The 21,596-nt window shown below is 75.1% G+C and carries 25 protein-coding genes; 15 read left to right on the plus strand and 10 right to left on the minus strand.

Annotated features, from left to right (window positions below):
• Positions 1-8: 8 nt before the first annotated feature.
• Genes ACWDXC_RS37090 through rbsK form a run of 6 tightly spaced genes read left to right on the plus strand, consistent with a single transcriptional unit; the run spans position 9 to position 6,635 of the window.
• A complete protein-coding gene (locus tag ACWDXC_RS37090) occupies positions 9-1,319 on the plus strand; it encodes an ABC transporter substrate-binding protein (RefSeq protein WP_364181843.1) in 1,311 nt (436 codons plus the stop codon).
• Complete coding sequence (locus ACWDXC_RS37095) at positions 1,316-2,314, plus strand: ADP-ribosylglycohydrolase family protein (protein ID WP_449990195.1); 999 nt, start codon at positions 1,316-1,318, stop codon at positions 2,312-2,314. The genes ACWDXC_RS37090 and ACWDXC_RS37095 overlap by 4 nt, the downstream gene beginning before the upstream one ends.
• A gap of 5 nt (positions 2,315-2,319) precedes the next feature.
• Positions 2,320-3,288: an ADP-ribosylglycohydrolase family protein gene (locus ACWDXC_RS37100; protein ID WP_449990197.1), complete on the plus strand. Its 969-nt coding sequence runs from the start codon at positions 2,320-2,322 to the stop codon at positions 3,286-3,288.
• Positions 3,285-4,424: an ADP-ribosylglycohydrolase family protein gene (locus ACWDXC_RS37105; RefSeq protein ID WP_219501974.1), complete on the plus strand. Its 1,140-nt coding sequence runs from the start codon at positions 3,285-3,287 to the stop codon at positions 4,422-4,424. Before ACWDXC_RS37100 ends, ACWDXC_RS37105 begins: the two co-directional genes overlap by 4 nt.
• Before the next feature lies 1 nt (position 4,425).
• Entirely contained in the window at positions 4,426-5,754 is a 1,329-nt protein-coding gene (locus ACWDXC_RS37110) for an ADP-ribosylglycohydrolase family protein (protein ID WP_449990199.1), read from the plus strand.
• Complete coding sequence (rbsK, locus tag ACWDXC_RS37115) at positions 5,751-6,635, plus strand: ribokinase (protein ID WP_449990201.1); 885 nt, start codon at positions 5,751-5,753, stop codon at positions 6,633-6,635. Before ACWDXC_RS37110 ends, rbsK begins: the two co-directional genes overlap by 4 nt.
• A 55-nt stretch (positions 6,636-6,690) precedes the next feature.
• Here rbsK and ACWDXC_RS37120 read toward each other — a convergent pair whose 3' ends face one another.
• Entirely contained in the window at positions 6,691-7,296 is a 606-nt protein-coding gene (locus ACWDXC_RS37120) for a DinB family protein (protein WP_364181831.1), read from the minus strand.
• 101 nt (positions 7,297-7,397) lie between these two features.
• Here ACWDXC_RS37120 and ACWDXC_RS37125 point away from each other — a divergent pair, with 101 nt between their 5' ends.
• Positions 7,398-7,637 carry a hypothetical protein gene (locus ACWDXC_RS37125; protein WP_449990204.1) on the plus strand — a complete coding sequence of 80 codons (240 nt, stop codon included), beginning with the start codon at positions 7,398-7,400 and terminating at the stop codon, positions 7,635-7,637.
• Between the two features lie 15 nt (positions 7,638-7,652).
• Here ACWDXC_RS37125 and ACWDXC_RS37130 read toward each other — a convergent pair whose 3' ends face one another.
• Positions 7,653-8,342 (minus strand): FadR/GntR family transcriptional regulator, encoded by a 690-nt coding sequence (locus ACWDXC_RS37130; protein WP_449990206.1) that lies wholly within the window; start codon positions 8,340-8,342, stop codon positions 7,653-7,655.
• Between the two features lie 173 nt (positions 8,343-8,515).
• Between ACWDXC_RS37130 and leuA the strand changes: the two genes are divergently transcribed.
• Positions 8,516-10,243 (plus strand): 2-isopropylmalate synthase, encoded by a 1,728-nt coding sequence (gene leuA, locus ACWDXC_RS37135; protein ID WP_449990208.1) that lies wholly within the window; start codon positions 8,516-8,518, stop codon positions 10,241-10,243.
• Here the strand turns inward: leuA and pyrF are convergent.
• Positions 10,207-11,013 carry an orotidine-5'-phosphate decarboxylase gene (gene pyrF, locus ACWDXC_RS37140; protein ID WP_449990210.1) on the minus strand — a complete coding sequence of 269 codons (807 nt, stop codon included), beginning with the start codon at positions 11,011-11,013 and terminating at the stop codon, positions 10,207-10,209. The genes leuA and pyrF overlap by 37 nt on opposite strands.
• Positions 11,014-11,172: 159 nt before the next feature.
• On the opposite strand from pyrF, the gene ACWDXC_RS37145 reads away from it, so the two are divergent.
• A complete protein-coding gene (locus ACWDXC_RS37145; protein WP_449990213.1) occupies positions 11,173-11,667 on the plus strand; it encodes a DUF6968 family protein in 495 nt (164 codons plus the stop codon).
• Here ACWDXC_RS37145 and ACWDXC_RS37150 read toward each other — a convergent pair.
• Entirely contained in the window at positions 11,664-12,107 is a 444-nt protein-coding gene (locus tag ACWDXC_RS37150) for a hypothetical protein (RefSeq protein ID WP_449990215.1), read from the minus strand. The two genes, ACWDXC_RS37145 and ACWDXC_RS37150, sit on opposite strands and share 4 nt — an antisense overlap.
• Before the next feature lie 63 nt (positions 12,108-12,170).
• Here ACWDXC_RS37150 and ACWDXC_RS37155 point away from each other — a divergent pair, with 63 nt between their 5' ends.
• Positions 12,171-12,968 (plus strand): HAD family hydrolase, encoded by a 798-nt coding sequence (locus ACWDXC_RS37155; protein WP_449990218.1) that lies wholly within the window; start codon positions 12,171-12,173, stop codon positions 12,966-12,968.
• Here ACWDXC_RS37155 and ACWDXC_RS37160 read toward each other — a convergent pair.
• Positions 12,958-13,311 carry a winged helix-turn-helix transcriptional regulator gene (locus ACWDXC_RS37160; RefSeq protein ID WP_449990221.1) on the minus strand — a complete coding sequence of 118 codons (354 nt, stop codon included), beginning with the start codon at positions 13,309-13,311 and terminating at the stop codon, positions 12,958-12,960. The two genes, ACWDXC_RS37155 and ACWDXC_RS37160, sit on opposite strands and share 11 nt — an antisense overlap.
• An 82-nt stretch (positions 13,312-13,393) precedes the next feature.
• Here ACWDXC_RS37160 and ACWDXC_RS37165 point away from each other — a divergent pair, with 82 nt between their 5' ends.
• Positions 13,394-14,053, plus strand: coding sequence for an NADPH-dependent F420 reductase (locus ACWDXC_RS37165; protein ID WP_449990223.1), 660 nt, complete (start codon positions 13,394-13,396; stop codon positions 14,051-14,053).
• A gap of 295 nt (positions 14,054-14,348) precedes the next feature.
• The gene (locus tag ACWDXC_RS37170; protein ID WP_219501997.1) at positions 14,349-14,723 is read left to right on the plus strand and encodes a hypothetical protein; all 375 of its coding nucleotides are present in this window, start codon (positions 14,349-14,351) and stop codon (positions 14,721-14,723) included.
• 35 nt (positions 14,724-14,758) lie between these two features.
• Here ACWDXC_RS37170 and ACWDXC_RS37175 read toward each other — a convergent pair whose 3' ends face one another.
• Entirely contained in the window at positions 14,759-15,430 is a 672-nt protein-coding gene (locus ACWDXC_RS37175; protein ID WP_449990226.1) for an endonuclease V, read from the minus strand.
• A gap of 126 nt (positions 15,431-15,556) precedes the next feature.
• Here ACWDXC_RS37175 and ACWDXC_RS37180 point away from each other — a divergent pair, with 126 nt between their 5' ends.
• Genes ACWDXC_RS37180 through ACWDXC_RS37190 form a run of 3 tightly spaced genes read left to right on the plus strand, consistent with a single transcriptional unit; the run spans position 15,557 to position 18,808 of the window.
• Positions 15,557-16,681: an alpha/beta hydrolase gene (locus ACWDXC_RS37180; RefSeq protein ID WP_375074055.1), complete on the plus strand. Its 1,125-nt coding sequence runs from the start codon at positions 15,557-15,559 to the stop codon at positions 16,679-16,681.
• Between the two features lie 36 nt (positions 16,682-16,717).
• Positions 16,718-18,058: an FAD-dependent oxidoreductase gene (locus ACWDXC_RS37185; protein ID WP_449990229.1), complete on the plus strand. Its 1,341-nt coding sequence runs from the start codon at positions 16,718-16,720 to the stop codon at positions 18,056-18,058.
• Positions 18,059-18,067: 9 nt separating this feature from the next.
• Positions 18,068-18,808, plus strand: coding sequence for a sulfite exporter TauE/SafE family protein (locus ACWDXC_RS37190; RefSeq protein ID WP_449990232.1), 741 nt, complete (start codon positions 18,068-18,070; stop codon positions 18,806-18,808).
• Between the two features lie 19 nt (positions 18,809-18,827).
• On the opposite strand, the gene ACWDXC_RS37195 is transcribed toward ACWDXC_RS37190, so the two are convergent.
• The 4 genes from ACWDXC_RS37195 to ACWDXC_RS37210 are packed head-to-tail and all read right to left on the minus strand — an operon-like array spanning position 18,828 to position 21,584.
• Positions 18,828-19,505 carry a type 1 glutamine amidotransferase gene (locus ACWDXC_RS37195; RefSeq protein WP_449990235.1) on the minus strand — a complete coding sequence of 226 codons (678 nt, stop codon included), beginning with the start codon at positions 19,503-19,505 and terminating at the stop codon, positions 18,828-18,830.
• 33 nt (positions 19,506-19,538) lie between these two features.
• Positions 19,539-20,372 carry a bifunctional 5,10-methylenetetrahydrofolate dehydrogenase/5,10-methenyltetrahydrofolate cyclohydrolase gene (locus ACWDXC_RS37200; RefSeq protein ID WP_449990237.1) on the minus strand — a complete coding sequence of 278 codons (834 nt, stop codon included), beginning with the start codon at positions 20,370-20,372 and terminating at the stop codon, positions 19,539-19,541.
• The gene (locus tag ACWDXC_RS37205; RefSeq protein ID WP_449990240.1) at positions 20,369-20,974 is read right to left on the minus strand and encodes a cyclodeaminase/cyclohydrolase family protein; all 606 of its coding nucleotides are present in this window, start codon (positions 20,972-20,974) and stop codon (positions 20,369-20,371) included. The genes ACWDXC_RS37200 and ACWDXC_RS37205 overlap by 4 nt, the downstream gene beginning before the upstream one ends.
• 28 nt (positions 20,975-21,002) lie before the next feature.
• Positions 21,003-21,584 (minus strand): hypothetical protein, encoded by a 582-nt coding sequence (locus ACWDXC_RS37210; RefSeq protein ID WP_449990241.1) that lies wholly within the window; start codon positions 21,582-21,584, stop codon positions 21,003-21,005.
• Between the last annotated feature and the right edge of the window lie 12 nt (positions 21,585-21,596).

Here is a 21,596-nt window from a genome sequence, read left to right on the forward strand (position 1 = left end):
GGGCTCACATGCGTATCAAATCCGCGTTGGCTGCGGCGGCGGTCGTCGCGCTGGCCGCCGGGTGCGGCGGCAGCGGCGGGGACAGCGGGTCCTCCGGCACCCCGAACGAGCCGGTCAAGCTCGACTTCCTCAGCCTCGCCTGGCAGAAGGAGTCGGTCGCGGCCAACAAGGCGCTCGTCGAGGAGTGGAACAAGGCCAACCCGAACATCCAGGTCACCTACGTCCAGGGCAGCTGGGACAACGTCAACGACCAGCTCGTCACCTCCTTCGAGGGCGGCGACGCGCCGGACGTCATCCACGACGACTCCCCGGCGCTGTCCGGCTTCGCCTCCAAGGGCTACCTGCTCGACCTGACCGGCAAGGTGCCGGACGAGCTCAAGTCCGACATCCCGCAGGCCGCCTGGGACACCGTCACCTTCGACGACGGCAAGGGCAACCAGGGCGTCTACGGCGTGCCGTTCCTGCAGGAGTCGCAGGTCATCATCGCCAACAAGAAGCTCCTGGACGCCGCCAAGGTGCGCATCCCCACCGCCGGCGAGCCGTGGACGTGGGACGAGTTCGCCGAGGTCAGCAAGAAGCTCACCAAGGGCGACACGTTCGGCGTCGCCTGGCCGATGAAGTCGCCCGTCAACAAGACGCTCAACCTGGCGCTCAACTTCGGCGGCACCTTCTTCCAGACCGGCGCCGACGGCAAGACCACCGTCAAGGTCGGCGCGGAGGAGAAGGAAGTCCTCCAGCGCATCCACGACCAGCTCTACAAGGACAAGACGGCCGACACCTCGGCGCTCGGCATGGGCACCGCCGACCCGCTGCCCGGCTTCTTCGCCGACAAGTACGCGATGCTGCCCGTCGGCGTCTACCTGCGCCAGCAGGTCGCCGAGCAGGCGCCCGACGGCTTCGAGTGGGTGACGCTGCCGCCGCTCAAGGGCACCACCACCGAGCAGGGCGCGGTCTCCCAGACGCTGTCCATCGCCGCCGACAGCAAGCACCCGGAGGAGGCCATGAAGTTCATGGCGTTCTTCCTCAACGGCCCCAACCAGGCCAAGCTCGCCAAGGGCGACTGGCTGCTGCCGACCTCGCAGAAGGCCGCCGCCGACCCCGCCATCACCACCGAGGAGAACGGCTGGGACGTGGCCACCGCCTCCGCCAAGAGCCTCGTCGTCGCGCCGTTCCTCAAGGTGAACGGGTTCGACGAGTGGAAGAGCAAGGTCGCCACGCCGGTGCTGCAGGAGTTCTTCGCCAACAAGATCACCCTGGACGAGGCGGCCAAGCGGCTCGTCGAGGAGGGCAACGAGGTGCTGGAGCGGTACCAGCGGTGACGAATCGCGACAGGGCCCGGGGGTGTCTGCTCGGCCTGGCGGCCGGCGACGCCCTCGGGGCGCCCGCCGAGAACCTGACCCCCGCCGAGATCCGCCGCCGCTGGGGGCGGCTCACCGAGATCGAGGGCGGCGGCACCGACGACACCGAGTACGCCATCTTCGCCGCGTCGCTGCTGGTGGCGCACGGGCACGAGCTGACCCCGGCCGACGTGGCCGCCGCCTACCGGGAGCGGATCATCCCGCTGGTGACCGGGCCGATGCGCGGCGCCGGGTTCTCCGAGCTCGGCACCATCGAGGCGCTGCGCCGCGGGCTGGAGCCGCCGCTGACCGGGATGGTGCACCAGCACGGCTGGTCCGACGGGCTGGCCATGCGGGCCGCGCCGTACGGGATCTTCTGTCCCGGCGACCCGGCGGAGGCGGCGCGGCTGGTCGAGCAGGACGGGCTCGTCAGCCAGTCGGGCGAGGGCATTCTCGGCGGCCGCGCGGTCGCCGGGGCGGTCGCCGCCGCCATGGGCGGCGCCGCGCCGGGCGACGCGGTCGGCGCGGCGCTCGCGGTGGTGCCCGCCGACTCCTGGACGGCGCGGGCGATCGGCCGCGCCGTCGCGGTGCTGGAACGGTCCGGCCCGCCGTCCCCGGACGGCGACGACGGGCCGCTGGTCGAGGCGCTGCACGAGGCCGTCGTCGTACGCCACTACCCGTGGACCGACGTGGCGCCGGAGGCCGTCGCGCTGGCGCTGGCCGCCTACCTGGCGGGCGGCGGCCAGGTGGAGGCGTCGGTGACGTTCGGGGTCTCCCTGGGCCGCGACGCCGACACCATCGGCGCCATCGCCGGAGCCGTGGCGGGCGCGACCTCCGGAGAGGGCGGCGTGCCCGGGAGGTGGGCGGCCCGCATCGGCCCGGTCACCGGGAAATGCCTGCCCGTCGTGGCCGGGAAGCACGTGCTGGACGTCGCCGACGAACTGGCCGGGGCCGTGGCAGACACGAGAGGACGCTGAGGACGATGTCGGGGGACAGGATCACGGGGGCCTTCGCGGGGCTCGCCGTGGGCGACGCCGCGGGCTGGCCCGCGAGCAGGCACCGGGCGGCGCTGCACGCGCCGTGGAGCCGGCGCCTGCACCGCGAGCTCGACGCGTTCGCCGAGGAGCACCAGGTCACCACGCTGCCGGTGCCGTTCGCGCTCAACCAGCCGATCGCGCCGCTGGCCGTCGGCCCGTCCGACGACGCCGAATGGCTCGCCTGGACGGCGCTCACCATCGACCGGCCCCGCGCCGAGGCGTTCCGCGCCCTGGCCGGCCGCGACGACCTCCGGGCGCGCGTGTCCGTGGCCACCGCGCTGGACAACCTCGCCCGGGGCGTCGAGCCGCCCGCGAGCGGCCACGACAACCCGCACCACTTCGACGACGCCGCCGCCGTCCGGGCGGTCGCCTTCGGCGCGCTCGGCCGCGACCCCGGCGACGACGCCCGGGTCACCAACGCGGGCGACGGCGTCCTCGGCGCGCTCGCGATGGCGGCGGCCGTGGCCGAGGCGGTCGCCACCGGCTCGGCCACCCGCGCGGTGGCCGCCGCGCTGGACGTCCTGCCCGAGGACACCGCCATCGGGCACAACGCCCGCGTGGCGCTGGCGGCGGCCCGCGCGGCGGGCGACCCGTTCGCGGCGGTGCCCGCGCTCGACGCCGCGCTGCTCGACCACGTCTACAGCTACGGGGTGGGCGCCGCGCAGACGGTGCCCGTGGCGCTGGCCCTGACCGAGGCCGCCCAGGGGGCGCTCGTCCGGGCCGTGCCGGCCGCGGCCTGCCTGGCCGCGCTCGCCGACTCCGCGCCGGCGCTGACCGGCGCGATCACCGGCGCCTGCGGGGGGTACGGTGCGATCCCGGAGGGGTGGACCGCATCGGCCCGCAGGCTGGCCGGCTGCTGCCTGCCCGAAACGGCAGGCCAGGATCTCATCGACATTGTGGAGGGACTTTCATGACGCCGCTTGACGACAGGGCGATCGGCTGCGTGGCGGGGGCGGCGGTCGGTGACGCGCTGGGCGGCGCCACCGAGGGGTGGACCCCCGAGCAGATCGTCGAACGCTACGGCGGCCAGGTCGAGGGCATCGTGCCGCCGTTCAACGAGGACTGGCGCAACGCCCGGCCCATCGCCCCGTACCACAAGGGCGACGGCCACATCACCGACGACACCCTGATGACGCACGCGCTGATCCGCGTCTACGAGAAGGTCGGCGGCCACCTCGGCGCGTACGCGATGGCCGAGCACCTGGTGCCCGAGCTCATGGGGCAGCGCCAGTGGATCCCCGAGCTGGAGGCCGAGGCGCTGCCGCTGCAGCGGATCTTCCTGGCCGAGAAGTGGATCGTGGCCCGGCTGCACTACGGGCACGTCGACCCGCGCGAGGCGGGCGTCGGCAACATCGTCAACTGCGGTGCCGCCATGTACGTCGCCCCGGTCGGCATCGTCAACGCCGCCGACCCCGACGCCGCCTACGCCGAGGCCATCGACCTGACCGGCGCCCACCAGTCCAGCTACGGCCGCGAGGCCGCCGGCGTCATGGCCGCCGCCGTCGCCGAGGCCATGCGGCCCGGCGCCACCCCCGACTCCGTCGTCGCCGCCTGCCTGCGCCTGGCCAAGGACGGCACCCGTGCCGCCATCGAGGCCGTGTGCGAGGCGGCCCGCGGGCTCGGCCACTGGGACGGCTCGTTCGCCACGCTGCGCGCCGCCATGCGCCCGTACGACACCGTCGCCGACACCTACCGCGACCAGGGCCTCGGCGCCCGCCGCCCGAGCCGCACGCACAGCATCGAGGAGCTGCCGCTGGCGCTGGCCTTCCTCGTCATCGCCAAGGGCGACTACCGCGACACCGTGCTCGGCGGCGTCAACTACGGCCGCGACGCCGACTCCATCGCCTCGATGGGCGGCGCGATCGCGGGCGCCCTCGGCGGCCTGGCCGCCGTCCCCGCCGAATGGGTCGAGCAGGTGGGCACGGCCAGCCGCACCGACATCGTCGGGCCCGGCCGCGTCATCGCCGAGGTGGCGCGCCGCGTCCACGCCGGCGACCTGGCCCGCCGCCGCGCCCACGAGGCGGCCTTCGCCGGTCTCCTGGAGGACTGACATGATCCGGCTGACCTGGGTGCAGCCCGAGGACCTGGTGGGGCACGAGCTCCGCCAGGCCGCCGAGGACGGCCGTGACGCGAGCGCCGTCGCGGCGCGCTGGCACGAGGCCGGGGGCCACGACGCGCCGCCGCGCGCCGGCGCCTCCGAGCCCGGCGCGCAGCGGCTGCGCGGCCTGGCCGAGGAGCTGCTGGACGAGCTGGCCGCCGTCCCGTCCCCGCTCGACGAGCCCGGCGAGCTGGCCGCCGTCATCGACGCCTGCCCCGGCTGGCCGGCGCCCAAGCCCCGCGCGGCCGTCTCCCCGGAGCGGGTGCTGGGCGCCTGGCAGGGCCGGGCGGCGGGCTGCGTGCTCGGCAAGCCGGTGGAGAAGATCCCCCGCGCGGGCATCAGGGAGATCGCCGAGGCCACCGGCAACTGGCCGATCCGCGGCTGGTTCACCGCCGAGGGCCTGCCCGCCGACGTGGCCGCGCGCTGGCCGTGGAACCGGCGCAGCGCCGTCAACTCCCTGGCCGAGAACATCGACGGCATCCCCGAGGACGACGACCTCAACTACCCGCTGCTCGCCCTGTCCCTGCTCGAACGGCACGGGCGTGACTTCACCACCGGCGACGTGGCCAAGCTGTGGCTCGACGAGCTGCCCGCCGGGCGCACGTTCACCGCCGAGCGCGTCGCCTACCGCAACCTGCTCGCCGGGATCGAGCCGCCCGCCACCGCCACCTACCGCAACCCGTTCCGGGAGTGGATCGGCGCGCTGATCAGGGCCGACGTGTACGGGTGGGTCAACCCCGGCGATCCGGGCGCGGCGGCCGGGCTGGCCTGGCGTGACGCCCGGCTCACCCACACCGCCAACGGCGTCTACGGCGCCATGTTCGTGGCGGCCATGTGCGCCTCCTCGATGGTCGCCGGCAACGTGGAGGAGGTCGTCGAGGCCGGGCTGTCCGTGGTGCCGCCGCGCTCCCGGCTGCACCGGGCCGTCAGCCAGGCGGTCGACGACGCCGGACGCGAGAGCGACTTCGAACGCGTCGTCGACCGGCTGCACGAGCGGCACGGCGGCCTGCACTGGGTGCACACGATCAACAACGCCGCCCTCGTCGCCGCCACGCTCGTGCACGGCCGGGGCGACTTCACCGCCACCATCGCCGGGGCGGTCGCCGGAGGCTGGGACACCGACTCGGCCGGCGCCACCGCGGGCTCCGTCGTGGGCGCGCTCAACGGCGGCGTCCCCGCCCGGTGGCGGATGCGCGACAGCCTGGCCAGCAGCCTGACCGGCTTCGACGGCATCACGCTGGAGGAGTTGGCCCGCCGCACGCAGGAGATGATGACCTCATGATCTCGGTATTCGGCAGCGCGAACATGGACCTCGTGGCGTACGTCTCCCAGGCCCCCAGACGGGGCGAGACGGTGACGGGCCGGGAGTTCCGCACCATCCCCGGCGGCAAGGGCGCCAACCAGGCCATCGCCGCCGCCCGCGCGGGAGCCCGGGTGGCCTTCCTCGGCGCGGTCGGCGACGACGCCTTCGGCGCCGAGATGCGCGACACGCTCGCCGGGGCCGGCGTGGACGTCGCCCTGCTGCGCCAGGTCTCCGGCAGGTCCGGCATCGCGCACATCGTGGTCGACGACGACGGCGGCAACTCGATCATCGTGGTGCCCGGCGCCAACGGCACCGTCGCCGGGCCGACCGAGGAGGAACGCGCCGTCATCGCCGCCTCCCAGGCGCTGCTGCTGCAGCTCGAACTGCCCATGGAGGCCGTCGTCGCCGCCGCCGGGGCCGCCCGCGAGGCCGGGGTGCCCGTCATCCTGACCCCGGCGCCGTCACAGCCGCTGCCCGCCGCCCTGCTCGACGCGGTCACGCTGCTGCTGCCCAACGAGCACGAGGCCGCCGACATCACCGGCGCCGCCGACCCGGAGGCGGCGATGGACGCGCTGCTGGAACGGGTGGACGAGGCCGTCATCACGCTCGGCTCCGAAGGTGCCCTGTACGGCGGGCGCACGGGGGAGCGGCTGCGCGTGCCGGCGGTCAAGGTCAGGGCGGTCGACACCACGGCCGCCGGCGACACCTTCGCCGGGGCGTTCGCGGTGGCCCGCGCCGAGGGCCGGGAGGCGGCCGGCGCGCTGCGGTTCGCCTCGGCGGCGGCGGCGCTGTCGGTGCAGCGGGAGGGCGCCAGCACCTCGATGCCCACCCGCGCCGAGATCGACGCCGCCCTGGCCTGAGATCGGCGCCGCCCTCGCCCGGAAGGGACGCCGCCCTGGCCTGACCGCTGGTGGGTCACTGGCCGGTGCGGCCGTCGATGCGTTCGCGCAGCAGGTCGGCGTGGCCGCAGTGGCGCGCGTACTCGGCGATCTGCGCCACCAGCATGTCGCGCAGCTGCAGGTTCGCGCCGTCGGGGCCGAGGTCGGAGGCTCCCGCGTTCCAGGCGCCGAGGTCGTCGACCCCGGCCACGTACCGGTCGGTGGCCGCCGACTCGGCCCGCCACCGCCGCCAGGCGTCCGCGACGACCTCCGGGTCGGCGACCGCGCCGTTCCAGTCGCCGTCGCGGTCCTGCTCGGTGCGGTAGAGCGGGGGAGCGTCCTCGCCGGCCATGACCCGGCGCAGGTGCCGCTCACCCTCGGCCAGGTGCCGCACCAGCCCGAGCAGCGACATGGTGGACGGCGGCGCGGAGCGCCGGGCGAGCTGCTCGGCGTCCAGGTCGGCGCACTTCATCTCCAGGGTGAGCCGGTAGTGGCGCAGGTAGTCGAGCAGGATGCCGCGCTCGCCGGTGGGCGCGGCGTCGCTCTCGCGGGGGTCGTCGTCCGGGTCGACCCACATGTCGGGGTAGACGGTCGCCCGCGTCCATCGCGCGGGTACGGGTTCGCTCGCGTCCGAGGTCGTCATCCCGGCATCGTCGGCCATCCGCCGCCCGGCCGCCACCGAATAACCGGCGCCGCCACCCGGGCCCGGGGCATCAGCCGAGGTCAGGGGGGAAGAGAGGGGACATGAGCGACAGAACGGACGAGTTGCCGGAGGCCGTCTCCGGTCTGGGCGGGGAGAGCGACGTGGTCGCCGAGCGGTCCGGGTCGACCACGCCCCGGCTCCGCCGGCCCGTCCCCGTGGATCCGCCGGAGGCCAGGGACGAGCCCGCGGACGATGATGAGGCCGAGAGCAGGGCCGGGGGTGAGGAGCGGGACGACGACGAGGACGACGTGACCCGCCCGGACGCGGGCCCCACCGGCTAGGCGTCCGGCAGCTCCCTACGCTTTCCGGAGCAGGGCCAGGGTCTGGTCCAGCTCCGCCTGGAGGACGGCTTCCGCGGTGTCGGGGTCGCCCGCCTCGACGGCCTCGACCAGGCGGGCGTGCGCGTCGTCGCCGGGGTTGGCGTCGTCGTGCCGCAGCCCCAGCAGCTCCACCAGGTCGATCAGCCGCTCGCGCAGCGCGGGCGCGAACTCGGCGAACAGGCCGGTGAGCACCGGGTTGCCCGCCGCCGCGACGACGGCCGCGTGCAGGGCGATGTCGGCGTCCACGAAGGCCGCGTCGCCGCCGCCCGCCGCCGCCCGCCGGGCCGCCAGCGCCGCCCGGAGCGCCTTCACGTCGTCGTCGGTACGGCGTGCCGCCGCCAGCCGCGCGGCCCGGGTCTCGACGATCACGCGGACCTCGTACACGTCGGTGATGGCGGCGCGGCGCAGGCGGGCGGGCCAGTCCTCGGCCGGTTCGGCGGCGATGACGAAGACGCCGCTGCCCTGGCGCGGCTGGACCAGGCCGGCGCCGGTGAGGGCGCGCAGCGCCTCGCGCACGGTGGAGCGGCCGACGCCGAGGGTCTGGGCCAGCGCGTTCTCGCTGGGCAGGCGGGTGCCGACGGGCCAGTGGCCGCCGGTGATCTGCTCGCGCAGGCGGGCGGTGGCCTGCTCGACCAGCGGGCTGGGACGCAGCGCTCCGAGCGCCATCGGGATCCACCTCTCAGCTTGTCTGAGGACCTGAGTTGTGGCTATCGTACCCGGCATGACGTACCGCGGTCTCCTTCTCGGCCGCCGCGGCGGGGCCTGACCCAGGGCCGGCACCCCGCCGCGGCGGGATCGAGTGCTGCCGGTCCGCGTTCGGACCAGAGAAGGAGACGACCATGCGGTGGAATCCGCAACAGCCCAGCGTCATGCCCTCGCACCGCTACCGGCCCGCGCACGAGCGGGTCAGCGTGCCCCTCACCGACCGGCAGTGGCCGGCGAACCGGACCACGCGGGCCCCGCTCTGGGTGCCCGTCGACCTGCGCGACGGCAACCAGGCGCTGGCCGAGCCGATGGACCCCGCGCGCAAACGGCGCATGTTCGAGCTGCTGGTGCGCATGGGCTACAAGGAGATCGAGATCGGCTACCCGTCGGCCAGCCGGACGGACTTCGACTTCGTCCGGCAGCTCGCCACCTCCGGGACGGTGCCCGACGACGTGACCGTCGTGGTGTTCACCCCGGCCAGGGCCGACCTGATCGAGCGCACCTACGCCGCCGCCGAAGGGCTGCCCCGCGTCGTCGTGCACCTCTACACCGCCACCGCCCCCGTCTGGCGCGACGTGGTGCTCGGGCGCGACCGCGACGAGCTGCGCGCGCTCATCGTGGACGCCGCCGCGCTCGTCGCCAGGCTGGGCGACGCCCGCGACGGCGTGCGCTACCAGTTCTCGCCCGAGGTGTTCAACCTCACCGAGCCCGACTACGTGCTGGAGGTGTGCGACGAGCTGACCGCGCTGTGGGACGCGAGCCCCGACCGGCCGGTGATCCACAACCTGCCCGCCACCGTCGAGATCGCCACGCCCAACGTGTACGCCGACCAGATCGAGTACATGCACCGCCACCTGGTCCGGCGCGACTCGGTCATCCTGTCGGTGCACCCGCACAACGACCGCGGCACCGGCGTCGCCTGCGCCGAGCTGGCCGTGCTGGCCGGGGCGCAGCGGGTGGAGGGCTGCCTGTTCGGCAACGGCGAGCGCACCGGCAACGTCGACCTCGTCACGCTCGCGCTCAACCTGCACGCCCAGGGCGTCGACCCGATGATCGACCTGTCCGACATCGACGAGGTCAGGCGCACCGTCGAGCACTGCAACCGGCTGCCCGTGCCCGAGCGCCACCCGTACGCGGGCGACCTCGTCCACACGGCCTTCTCCGGCACCCACCAGGACGCGATCAAGAAGGGCCTGGCCCACCACGCCCGGCGGGCCGCCGCGCTCGGCGTGCCGGAGTCACAGGCGCCCTGGGAGGTGCCCTACCTGCCGATCGACCCGGCCGACGTGGGCCGCGGCTACCAGGCGGTCATCCGCGTCAACAGCCAGTCGGGCAAGGGCGGCATCGCCTACCTGCTCGGCGCCCGCCACGGGCTGGAGCTGCCGCGCAGGCTGCAGATCGACTTCTCCGCCGTGGTGCAGCGCGACGCCGACGGCAGCGGCGAGGAGATCACCGCCGAGCGGCTGTGGACGCTGTTCAGGCGGACGTACCTGGACGTGGCCGGGCCGCTCGCGCTGACCGGCTGGCGCACCGCCGAGACCGCGCTGGGGACCCACGAGTTCACCGGCACGCTGGACGACGGCACGCCGCTGCGCGGCACCGGCAACGGGCCGCTGGCCGCGCTCGCCGCCGCGCTGGCCGGGGCCGGAATCGAGGCCGACATCCTGCACTACGCCGAGCACGCCACCGGCACGGGCAGCGGCAGCCAGGCCGTCGCCTACGTCGAGGCGCGCGCCGGCGGCGTCACCCGCTGGGGCGCGGGCCGCGACTCGTCGGTCCTCACCGCGTCGGTGCGCGCCGTGCTCGCCGCCGTCAACCGGGCCCTTCAGAGCGACAGCGCCTTGGCGCACTCGTCCCGGTAACGCTCGGTACGGGCGCGCAGCCGCGCCGGGTCGCCCAGCACCGCCCGGGACACCGACGGCACCACCGCGTGCCGTACCGAGGCGAACCGCCGGCCCACGTCGGCGGGCGAGGCGCCCTGCGCGCCGAGCCCCGGCGCCAGCACCGGCCCGTTGAGCCGGTCGAGCGCGTAGCCCGGCGAGGCGACGGTCGCGCCGACGACCACGCCGACCGAGCCGAGCGGCCGCACCCCCTCGTTGGCCGCCCGCACCCCCTCGTACACCTCGCCGGCGACCGCGCTCTGCAGCGCGGCCGCCTCGGGGTTGGAGGTGCGGGCGAGCACGAACACGCCCGCGTCGCCGGCGAGCGCGGAGGTGATCGCGCCGCTCAGGCTGCCGAAGCCCAGGTACGGGCTGAGCGTCACCGCGTCGGCGGCCAGCGGGCTGCCCCGGTCGAGGTACGCCTCGGCGTAGGCGGCCATCGTGCTGCCGATGTCGCCGCGCTTGACGTCGAGCAGCACCAGCGTGCCCGCGTCGCGCAGGTCGGCGATCGTGCGCTCCAGCACCGCGATGCCGCGGCTGCCCCAGCGCTCGTAGAAGGCCGACTGCGGCTTCATCACGGCGACCAGGTCGCCCACCGAGTCGGCGACCGTGCGGCTGAAGCGCTCCAGCCCCATCGGCGAGTCGTCGAGGCCCCACGCCCCGAGCAGCTCCGGGCTCGGATCGATGCCCACGCACAGCGGTCCGTACTTGTCCATCCTCGCCCGCAACCGTGTTCCGAACGGCTCATCCATCCCCAGGCCCCCTCACGACCGGTAGGAAGACTATGGGGCGGGAGCCGCACAGCAGTAGTCCGGGCGGCGGATCCGTGGGCTCCCGCCCCCCACAGCATCCGATATGTCCGGCATGTCGGCCAGAGTCCCGCGCTCTGACAGTCTTTCCGGGTATGAGTCATGGGTAGATCAGCCAGCATGTACGAGATCGCCCGACGGACGCTGACGTTGCGCACCGAGCCGCCGGGGGAGGTGGTCGCGGCGGTCGGGATGCCGTACGAGGAGCCCACGGGGGAGTGGTCGTGCCCGTACCGGATCGACGGGCTGGCCGGATGGGAGCACGAGCGGAAGGTCACCGCCGACGACTCGCTGCGCGCCGTCGAGCTCGCCCTCGTCACCGTGCGGGCGGCGCTCGCGGGCTCCCACGAGGCCAAGGAGGGCCTGCTCGCCTGGGACGACGAGCCCGGCGGCAGGCGCCCGCTGACCGTGTACGTCGACTGGGACGCCGCGCACGACGTCGCCTACGTCGCGATGAGGCCCGAGGCGGCGCCCGGCGAGGCGACCCGCCACGTCGTAGCCGAGGACGTCGTGCTCGGCTACGGCGACTCCGGCGAGCTCCTCGGCCTGGAGATCGCCCAGGCCGGCGTCCGGCTGCCCCCGGAGCTGGGGATCTAGCGCCGCAGCAGCCACCGCCAGCGCGGCAGCTCCAGCACCGCCGTCACCGCCGCCAGCGCCGACACGACCCCGGCGGCCACCGGATGCCAGGCCGCCCACGACGCCGCCACCGCCACCACGAGCTGCAGCAGCACCAGCGCGATCGTCACCGGCCCCGGCACCGCCACGAGCACCTGCCGCTTGTCGCCCGGCGTCGCGAACACCGTCGGCAGCCCGATCAGCACCACCACCGACAGCACCGCCAGCGGCACCGAGAACGAGGCCAGCGCCCACGGCGCCGCCACCCACGCGACCAGCTCGGTCGCGAACCGGAACACCGAGGCGACCCGGTCATCAGGCCGGGCGCCGGCGCGGCCGTCCGGCCGGGCATGGGCCCGGTCGTCCGCACGATCGTCCGCACGGTCGCCTGCCCGGTCGTCCGCGTGCTCGGGGGAGGTCACGCGGCGCACCCTACCGCCGGGCGGCCCCGGCCCGGAAGGCGGCCGGCGCCCATAATCGGGTACGTGAACCCTCCGCGCATCGTCGCCACCGACCTCGACGGAACCCTCCTGCGCTCCGACGGCACCGTCTCCCCCCGCACCCGGGACGCGCTGCGGCTGGCCCGCGACGCCGGGGCCGAGATCGTGTTCGTCACCGCCCGCCCGCCCCGCTCCATGGCCCCCATCGCCCGCCAGGCCGGCGCGCTCGGCACCGCCGTGTGCAGCAACGGCGCCATCGTGTACGACGTGACCGCCGACGAGATCGTCACCATGCACGCCCTCGACCCGGCGGCGGCCAGGAAGGTCGTCGGCGCGCTGACCGAGGCGCTGCCCGGCATCGCGTTCGGCGCCGAGACCGGCCACGCCGTGCTGTGCCAGCCCGGCTACGGCCGCAGCCACCCCGGCGACGAGGCCTGGCGCCGCTCGGTGCCCGACGTGTGCGCGGCGGGCGAGCCCATCGTGAAGCTGCTCGCCTGGCTGCCCGAGCACCCGCTGGACGACCTGTTCACCGCGGCGACCGCGGCCGTCGAGGGGCAGGCCGAGGTCACCCACTCGGGCGTGCCCGGCCTCCTGGAGATCAGCGCCCCCGGGGTGACCAAGGCCGGCACCCTGGCCGCCTTCTGCGACCGGCTCGGAGCCGGGCCGGACGACGTGGTGGCCTTCGGCGACATGCCCAACGACCTCGCCGTGCTGGCCTACGCCGGAGCCGGCTACGCCATGGCCAACTCCCACCCCATGGTGCTGCGGGCCGCCGGGCGGCGCACGCTGTCCAACGACGAGGACGGGGTGGCCGTCGTCCTGGAACAGCTCTTCACCCGCTGACCGGCTGCCCGGGGCTCGCGTCCTGGGCGGCCATCACCTCCTCGGCGTGCTCGAACGCCCACTCGCCCAGCACGCCGATCGGCCCCAGCAGGCTCCCGCCCAGCGCCGTCAGCTCGTACTCCACCCGGGGCGGCGCCTCCGCGTACGCCCGCCGCGTCACCAGGCCGTTGAACTCCAGCCGGCGCAGCGTCTCCGTCAGCACCTTGGCGCTGATGCCACCGATGCCCGCCCGCAGGTCCGCCGGCCGGCGCGGGCCGTCGCGCAGCGACCACAGGACGACCGCGTTCCACGTGTTGGAGATCAGGTCGAAGGCCAGCCGCGCCTGGCAGTCGGCGAGAAACACGAGCCCTCCCGATAGGCACCGTCCGGTGCGTATTGGCATTCCTAGAGTCCCCATGCAAGCAGACGTCCTCGGAAGGATGAGCATGAGGATCGGCATTCTCGGCGCCGGCGGCATGGCCGACGCCCTCGGCACGCAGTGGGCCCGCGCGGGCCACGCCCTGATGGTCAGCGGCCGCGACCCGGGCCGCGCCGCGGCGACCGCCGCCACCCTGACCGCCGCCGCCCCGCACGGCCTTCCCGCCACGTCCGGCACGTTCGAGGAGGCCGCCGCGTTCGGCGACGTGGTCGTGGTCGCCGTGCTGGAGGAGGCGGCCGACCAGGTGGTACGGGCCGCCGGACCGGCTCTGCGCGGCAAGCCGCTGATCGACGTGACCAACGCCGTCGGGCCCGGCGCGTACGACGTGACACGCTCCGTCGCCGAACGGATCGCCGCGCTCACCGGCGGGCACGTGGTGAAGGCGTTCAACCTGTGCCACGTGGACGTGTGGCGCATGACGCCCCCGGTGTTCGACGGCCGGCCGCTCGCCGTGCCCCTCTGCGGCGACGACGACCACGCCCTCGGCCTCGCCCGCACCCTCGTCACCGACCTGGGCTGCACCCCCGTCCACGGCGGCGGCCTCGACCGGGCCAAACTCCTGGAAGCCACGGCCGCCTTCATGATCGGCCTCTGGGTCAGCGGCGCCGACGCCCAAGCAGTCCTCCCACCCCTCCCTCACTCCGGCCCCCACCCGGACGAGCCTTAGGAACCCTGGGGGAAGGGCTCCGCTCCTTGGGGTGGCCCCCGGCGTGGCCCTCCGGCGTGGCCTCCCGGCGTGACCCCCGGGGGTCCCCTCGGGGGGTGGTTCCCTTGGGGCGTCGCGGCTGTCGGGCCGCCCTGCCCCTCCACCCGCGGTCCCGGCCCCCGGGTGTGTGAGGTCGTGGGGTGAGGGCGGTCGGGGTGTACGACCGGGGGTGTAGGGCGGATGACGACGTGGGGTGGATGTACGGGCGCCGCGGCGCCGGGATGCTGGGGGCCCGCACCGAGCGAAGGAGAGTCGCGTGGTCACCGAGGTCGCCCCCAGGACGAGCGGATATCTGACCGCCTTCAAAGCGGTCGCCCTGCTGAACGCCGCCGCCGTGCTGCTCCAGGCCGTGACGGCCGGGCAGCTGATGGAGGGTGCGGGCCGGGCGCTGCACGGCGCGGGCGCGGGTGCCGTCCACCTGCTGGGTCTGGCGCTGGTCGTCAGCGCGGTGCTCGTGTGGCGGCCGGGCCGGGGCCCGCTGTGGCCGTCGCTGGTGGGCCTGGCGGTGCTGCTGCTGGGCCTGGTCCAGTCCATGGTGGGCGGTTCGGGCGCGGTCGCCGTGCACGTGCCGCTGGGCATGGTGCTGTTCGGGCTCAGCGTGTGGCTGCTGGCCTGGACGTTCCGCCGCTGACACCGGGCTCGCAGGCCCGCAAGCGCCGCAGGGGGTCAGGCGCCGTGGCGGGCCAGGTGGTCGGCCTGGCGTACGGGCTCGGGCAGCCGGTAGCGGGGCGACAGGCGCAGCACCTGGCCGGTGACGGTGTCGAGGCTGATGCGGTGCCCCTGGGACACGTACACCGGCTTGGTGCCGGTCCGGGTGCGCAGCGCCCGTCCCACGGGGACGCCGTCGAGGACGATGGGCGACCAGGAGCCGCGCGCCGCTCCGGGCGGTTCGTGGGCGCCGACGAACGGCGTCTTGCCGACCCCGAGCGACGGCAGCCCGGTGAGGACGCCCAGGTGGCAGGCCAGGCCGAAGCCGCGCGGATGCGCGAGCCCGTAGCCGTCGCAGACGAGCAGGTCCGGCGTGACGGTGAGCCGTTCGAGCGCCTCGACGAGCGCGGGCAGCTCGCGGAAGGCGAACAGGCCGGGCACGTACGGGAAGGCCGCCCGCCCGTGCACGACCACCCGTTCCACGACGTCGAGTGTCTCGGCGTCGAGCACGACGACGGCGGCCGACAGCGCGTCGTGGTCGTCGCCCCGCCCGTGGTAGTGCACGTCGAGGCCGGCGACCGTGGTGAACGTGCCGGGCCCGTCCAGCTCGATGTGAGGCCGGAGCCGCTCCTGGATCGCCTCCGCCTCGGCGACGCTGTCAGGCCACGGGTGAAGCTGCTTTACACGCACCCGACCCAACTTACGACCTTTCAACTAGGCCGCGGCACGCCTTCCGGAAGACCGGAATTCGATCTCCATCCCGATACCAGCACGAACGTGGGCTTGCTGGGAGGAAGTTCTGTAGTGTCGGGATTCGTGAGCGATGTCTTGGTGCTGATCGGGCCGGGAGCGGCGATCGACGAAGCTCTGCTGGGCGAGATCGCCGAAGGCGAGTTCACGGCGCTGGGCGTGCGCGGGGTGATCACGTACGCGCGTGACGCCGCCGCCGTCCGGGCCCGCACCGCCAGGCGCCGGGGCGGCTCAGAACGGGCGGTCGTGATCATCCCGGGCCCGGACGAGGGCATCAGGAGCCTGATGCGCGAGCCGCTCGGCCTGGTCGTCTGGCTGGACGTCTGGCGGGCCGACGGCGTCGAGACCGGCGAGGGCGCCACGCACATCCACGGGCGCGGGCTCGACGGCCTGTCGTGGGCGATCCGCCACGCCGTGCACCGCCTGCGCCACCCGCGCCGCCGTGTCGCGTACGGCGAGCACCGGCAGCAGTGGGGCGAGCTGTACCTGCCCGAACGGCTGCCCGGGGACGGCGGGCTGCCGGTGGTGGCGCTGGTGCACGGCGGGTACTGGCGGTCGGTGTGGCAGGCCGACCTCATGGAGGCGCTCTGCGCCGACCTCACCGGCAGCGGCCACGCGGTCTGGAACCTGGAGTACCGGCCGCCGGACCTGCACGGGTGGGAGGCGACGACGGCCGACGTGGCGGCCGGGCTGAAGGCGCTGACCGGCCTGGACGCGCCGCTCGACCTGGACCGGGTCGCCGTGGCGGGCCACTCGGCGGGCGCGCAGCTCGCCCTGCGCGCCGTCGCTGACGGCGCCCCCGCCAAGGTCGCGGTGTCGCTCGCGGGCGTGCTCGACCTGGTGGAAGGCGGCAGGCGCTGGATCGGCCAGGGCGCCGTGGCCGACGCGCTCGGCGCCCCCGCCCCGCCCCCCGGACCGCCGGGGCAGCCCGAGCCGGGCGGCCCCGCGGACCTGTACGCGCAGGCCGCCCCGCTCGCCAGGCTGCCGCTGAAGGTCAGGCAGGTCGTCGTCCAGGGCACCGGGGACGATCCGGACCTGCGCGACTTCGCGCGACGCTACGCGCGGGCCGCCGCCACGGCGGGGGACCGGGTGACGTACGTCGAGATGCCCGGCGACCACTTCGACGTGATCGATCCGCGTTCGCCGATCTGGCAGGCCACGGTCCGCGCCGTCGACGCCGCGCTCGGATAGCTGGACATTCCCCGCCGCCCGCCGTACGAAGGAAGGATGGAGGTCACGATCGTCGGCGCCGGCCTCGTCGGCTGCCTGCTCGCCTGCTTCCTGGCCCGCCGCTCGCACCGGGTGACGCTGTACGAGCGCCGCCAGGACCCGCGCGAGCGCGGCGCGGACCGGGGCAGGTCGATCAACCTGGCGATCTCCGAGCGGGGCATCGACGCGCTGCGCCGGGTCGGGCTCGACCGGGAGGTGCTCAAGGACGCGATCCCGATGCCGGGCCGGATGATGCACGCGCTCGACGGCGGCCTGACCTTCCAGCCCTACAGCGCCGACCACCGGCAGGCGATCAACTCCATCGGCCGCGCCGAGCTGAACATGAAGCTGCTGGACGCCGCCACCGCGCTGCCCGGCGTCGAGGTCCGCTTCGGCCACCGGCTCACCGGGCTGGACGAGCGGACCGGACGGCTGACGTTCGAGACGGAGAGCGGACCGGGCGAGGCGCGGGCGCGGGTGGTGATCGGCGCCGACGGCGCGTTCAGCGCGGTGCGCGCCCGGCTGCAGGCGCTGCCCGGCGTGAGCTTCAGCCAGAGCTACCTCGACTACGGCTACAAGGAGCTCACGATCCCGGCCAGGGGCGGCGCGTTCGCGCTGGAGCGGGGCGCGCTGCACATCTGGCCGCGCGGCGCGTCGATGATGATCGCGCTGCCGAACCCCGACGGCTCCTTCACCTGCACGCTCTTCTGGCCGCACCGCGCGTTCGCCGGGCTCGGCGACCCGGCGCGGGTGCGGGAGCACTTCGCCGAGCACTACCCCGACGCCTTCGCGCTGATGCCGGACCTGGCCGCGGACTTCGCGGCGAACCCGGTCGGCCACCTCGTCACCATGCGCTGCGACCCGTGGCACGTGACCACCGGCGCCGCCGTGGTCGGCCTGGTGGGCGACGCCGCGCACGCCATCGTGCCGTTCTACGGCCAGGGCGCCAACTGCGGTTTCGAGGACTGCGTCGAGCTGGACCGGTGCCTGGACGAGACGGGCGACGACTTCGCCGGGGCGCTGGCGCTGTTCGAGCGCCGCCGGGCCGACACGGACGTGATCGCCCGGCTGGCGCTGGCGAACTTCGTCGAGATGCGGGACAAGGTCGGCTCCCGGATGTTCCTGGCGGGCAAGCGGCTGGAGCACGCGCTGGAGCGGGCGCTGCCGGGACGGTACGCCTCCCGCTACGAGCTGGTGTCGTTCTCCACGACCCCGTACGCCGAGGTGGAGCGCCGGGTGGCCCGCCAGCGCGGGTGGGCGGCGGGCGGGCTGCTCCTCGGCGCGGCGGGGCTGGCGGGACTCGGGATGATGGCACGGGGACGCCGGCCCGGTGGACTGGACAAAACGGACAAGCCCTAGCATGTCTGGGTGATCGTCGGCGAGGTTCTCGGGCTGCTCGGAGTCGGGCTGGCGGCCGGGGTGGTCAGCACCGTGGTGAGCCTCGCCTCGATCGTCTCCTACCCGGCGCTGCTGGCGTTCGGCCTGCCGCCGCTCACCGCGAACGTCACCAACACCGTCGCGCTGCTGTTCACCGGCCTCGGCGCGGCCCTCGGCTCCCGGCCCGAGCTGGCCGGACAGGGGCCCCGGGTGCTCCGGCTCGGCTGGCTGACCGCGCTCGGCGGGGCCACGGGCGCGTACCTGCTGCTGGTGACGCCGTCGCGGACGTTCGAGCAGATCGCCCCGTGGCTCATCGGCCTGGCGTCGCTGCTGCTGATCCGGCCGCCGAAGGGGGAGCGGCACAGCGAGCACGGGCTGCTCACCCGGTGCGCGCTGTTCGCCGTGGCGGTCTATGTCGGCTACTTCGGGGCGGCGGGCGGCATCCTCATGTTCGCGGTGCTGTCGTCGATGCTGGCGGGCACCCCGGCCAAGCTCAACGCGCTGAAGAACGTGCTGTCCGGGCTGGCCAACGCGGTGGCGGCGACCGGGTTCGCGCTGTTCGGGCCGGTCGACTGGGGGGCGGCGGCGCCGCTGGCGGCGGGCTTCCTGGCCGGCGGCTGGCTCGGCCCCAAGATCGCCCGCCGCCTGCCCGGCCACAGCCTGCGCTACCTGGCCGCCGCCTGCGGCCTGGCCGTCGCCGTCAAGCTCGGCTGGGACGCCTACACGGGCTGAGCGCCTCGCCCGCCACTCGTCAGACGAGCTTGGCGAAGCGGGCGGCCACCTCGCGCCAGATCGGCGTGGAGACCGGCTCGTCGGCGACCGCGCGGGAGTAGACCTCGTCGGGGTCGAAGCCGTCCACCTCCCACTGGCGGATGCGCTCCGGCAGCACCTCGGGGTGGAACTGCACGCCCCACGCCTGCTCGCCCACGCGGAACGCCTGGTAGGGGCAGCGTTCGGTCTCGGCCAGCCACACCGCGCCGGGCGGCAGCGCGGTGATCGCGTCCTTGTGGTGCTCGATGGCGGGCACCACCGGCGGCAGGTCCTGGAAGAGGGCGTCGGCGGCCGCCTCGGGCCTGATCGTGACCGGGACGCTGCCGTTCTCGGGCGCGCCCGCGTCGCCGGTGACCTCGCCGCCGGCCACCTCGGCGAGCATCTGGCCGCCCAGGCAGATGCCGAACAGCGGGACGCCGCGCTCGATCGCCTCGCCCACCAGCCGCCTGGCCGGGGCCAGCCACGGGGCCCGGTCGTCCTCGCTCGGCAGGTAGCCGCCGCCCAGCATGATCATGGCGTCGTGGGTGAGCCGGTCGGGCACCGGGGCGCCCTCGTGCGCGTGGACCACGTCCAGCCGCAGCCCCGCCTCCTCCAGCCAGCCGCCGAACCGGCCCGGGCCGCCGCTCCGGCTGTTCTGGATGATCAGGACGTCACGCATGGAAGAGCCTTTCGGAAAGGTACGGCTGGACGTTCACGGCAGGTTCGCCGCGCGGGCGGTGTGGCGCAGCAGCAGGGCGGTGGTGACGGGGCCGACGCCGCCGGGGACCGGGGTGAGGGCCGAGGCCCGCTCCGCGACCGCGTCGAAGTCGACGTCGCCGGTCAGGCCGCCGTCGTCGGTGGGGTTGGTGCCGACGTCGATCACCACCGCGCCGGGGGCGACGTGGCCGGCGCCGATCAGCCCGGCCCGCCCCACGGCGGCCACCAGGATCTCGCCGGTCGCGGTCACGGACGCCAGGTCGCGGGTGCGCGAGTGGCAGACGGTGACCGTGGCGTGCCGGTCGAGCAGCAGGTGCGCCAGCGGCTTGCCGACGACCGTCGAGCGTCCCACCACCACGGCCCGCCGGCCCGCGAGCTCGACCCCGTAGTGGTCGAGCAGTGCCATCACGGCAGCCGCCGTCGCCGGCACGAACGCGGGCAGCCCGGCGGCCAGCCGGCCCAGCGACAGCGGGTTGGCCCCGTCGACGTCCTTGCGCGGGTCGATCGCGCCGGCCAGCTCCTGCGCGACGGCGCCCTCGGGCAGCGGCGTCTGCAGCATCACGCCGTGCACGCCCGCGTCGGCGCTGAGCCGGGCCAGCGTCTCGCGGATCTGCTCCGGCCGCGCCTCGGGTCCCAGGTCCACGACGTCGGCGGCGATGCCCACGCCCTCGGCGGCCTTGGCGATGGACCGCACGTACCACAGGCTCGCCTCGTCGCCGGTGGCGACGACCACGGCGAGCCTCGGCTGCGGCCCGGCGGCCACCTCGGCCGCCGTCTGCGCCCTGATGGCCGCCGCCAGCTCCTTGCCCGTCAGCTTGCGCGCGGTCATCGCGTGATCTCCTTCAGTACGGCGGCCGTCACGGCGTCGGCGCGGGCCACGGCCCCGGCCACGACGGCCAGCCGGTCGCGCAGCCGCTCGCGGGCGGCCGGGTCGGTGAGGCCGGCGACGTTGACCTCGACGTTGACGCGGGCCGTGGTGAGCGCGGCGCGGGCGGCCTCGGCGGCGGCGGCCACGTCGGTGACCAGGTTGCGGTTGCCGATCGGCAGCAGCAGCTCGCAGAGCTCCACCAGGCGCGCGGCGGTCTCGGCCACCCGGGCGGGCGGCTCGGCGGCTCCCACCAGCGCGGCGGCGATCGCGGCGGTGCGCGCCTCGCCCTTGGGCAGCCGGTAGGCGTCGGTGACGGCGGTGAACGCCGCCGCGTCGGCCTCCGCCAGGTCCAGCGCGCCGGCGCGCAGCGTGTCGGTCTCCGCGATCACGGCCTCGACAGCCTGGGCGTGCTCGGCGTACTTCTCGCCGGTGGTGTAGCGGGCGACCATGCCGAGGAGCGCGGCGGCCTGCGCCGCGTGGAGCGCGGCGGTCGCGCCGCCGCCCGGCGCGGGGACCCGGTCGGCCAGGGTCGTCAGGAAGTCGTCGATCGTGGAGTCGCGCATGGCGGCATTCTGCCAGGCGGCGCCGGGCTCACTCGCGGTGCATCGGCCGGGTGGTGTCCTCGGGACGGGACTCGGCGCCGTAGGACGGCTCCGGCGGGTACGGCCGCGCCTGGTAGGGGTCCTGGTAAGCGGCCTGGTCGGCGGGACCCGGGTAGGCGGGAGGCGGGTAGCCCGGGTAGGCGGGCGTGGCGTCGGCCCTGGCCCGGCCCCGCCAGCGCGACGGGAACGCCGAGGCCGCCAGCAGCATCACGCCGAGCATGAGCAGGATGCCCTGGAGCGCCAGGCCGGTGTAGCCGTTGCGCAGGAGGCCGGGCAGCAGCTGCTCGGGCCGGAAGTCGATGCCGTACATCGTCAGGAACGGCACCACGCCCAGCAGCACGTACAGCAGCCCGCCCATGAGCGAGGCGATGGGAGAGATCCGTGACCCGGCGAGGAACGCCAGCCCGGCCCCGGCGAGCACGACGAGGCCGAGCCCCGGGAACGACAGCTCGAAGCGTTGCGCCAGCGTGAGCGAGAGGTGCGACACCCCGTACATCAGGGCGAGGGCGGCCAGCGGCGGCAGGAGCAGCCCGGCGACGAACCCCAGCCCATGACGAACACCATTTGACATCATTCACCCCGT

It is taken from the genome of Nonomuraea sp. NPDC003214, from assembly GCF_053590035.1.

Bases quoted from the DNA above. Each gene is read 5' to 3' on its own strand.
- ACWDXC_RS37090 (WP_364181843.1), top strand. From the start codon at position 9: ATGCGTATCAAATCCGCGTTGGCTGCGGCGGCGGTCGTCGCGCTGGCC.
- ACWDXC_RS37100 (WP_449990197.1), top strand. From the start codon at position 2,320: ATGTCGGGGGACAGGATCACGGGGGCCTTCGCGGGGCTCGCCGTGGGC.
- ACWDXC_RS37105 (WP_219501974.1), top strand. From the start codon at position 3,285: ATGACGCCGCTTGACGACAGGGCGATCGGCTGCGTGGCGGGGGCGGCG.
- ACWDXC_RS37110 (WP_449990199.1), top strand. From the start codon at position 4,426: ATGATCCGGCTGACCTGGGTGCAGCCCGAGGACCTGGTGGGGCACGAG.
- rbsK (WP_449990201.1), top strand. From the start codon at position 5,751: ATGATCTCGGTATTCGGCAGCGCGAACATGGACCTCGTGGCGTACGTC.
- ACWDXC_RS37120 (WP_364181831.1), bottom strand. From the start codon at position 7,296: ATGACGACCTCGGACGCGAGCGAACCCGTACCCGCGCGATGGACGCGG.
- ACWDXC_RS37125 (WP_449990204.1), top strand. From the start codon at position 7,398: ATGAGCGACAGAACGGACGAGTTGCCGGAGGCCGTCTCCGGTCTGGGC.
- ACWDXC_RS37130 (WP_449990206.1), bottom strand. From the start codon at position 8,342: ATGGCGCTCGGAGCGCTGCGTCCCAGCCCGCTGGTCGAGCAGGCCACC.
- leuA (WP_449990208.1), top strand. From the start codon at position 8,516: ATGCGGTGGAATCCGCAACAGCCCAGCGTCATGCCCTCGCACCGCTAC.
- pyrF (WP_449990210.1), bottom strand. From the start codon at position 11,013: ATGGATGAGCCGTTCGGAACACGGTTGCGGGCGAGGATGGACAAGTAC.
- ACWDXC_RS37145 (WP_449990213.1), top strand. From the start codon at position 11,173: ATGGGTAGATCAGCCAGCATGTACGAGATCGCCCGACGGACGCTGACG.
- ACWDXC_RS37165 (WP_449990223.1), top strand. From the start codon at position 13,394: ATGAGGATCGGCATTCTCGGCGCCGGCGGCATGGCCGACGCCCTCGGC.
- ACWDXC_RS37185 (WP_449990229.1), top strand. From the start codon at position 16,718: ATGGAGGTCACGATCGTCGGCGCCGGCCTCGTCGGCTGCCTGCTCGCC.
- ACWDXC_RS37195 (WP_449990235.1), bottom strand. From the start codon at position 19,505: ATGCGTGACGTCCTGATCATCCAGAACAGCCGGAGCGGCGGCCCGGGC.
- ACWDXC_RS37200 (WP_449990237.1), bottom strand. From the start codon at position 20,372: ATGACCGCGCGCAAGCTGACGGGCAAGGAGCTGGCGGCGGCCATCAGG.
- ACWDXC_RS37205 (WP_449990240.1), bottom strand. From the start codon at position 20,974: ATGCGCGACTCCACGATCGACGACTTCCTGACGACCCTGGCCGACCGG.
- ACWDXC_RS37210 (WP_449990241.1), bottom strand. From the start codon at position 21,584: ATGTCAAATGGTGTTCGTCATGGGCTGGGGTTCGTCGCCGGGCTGCTC.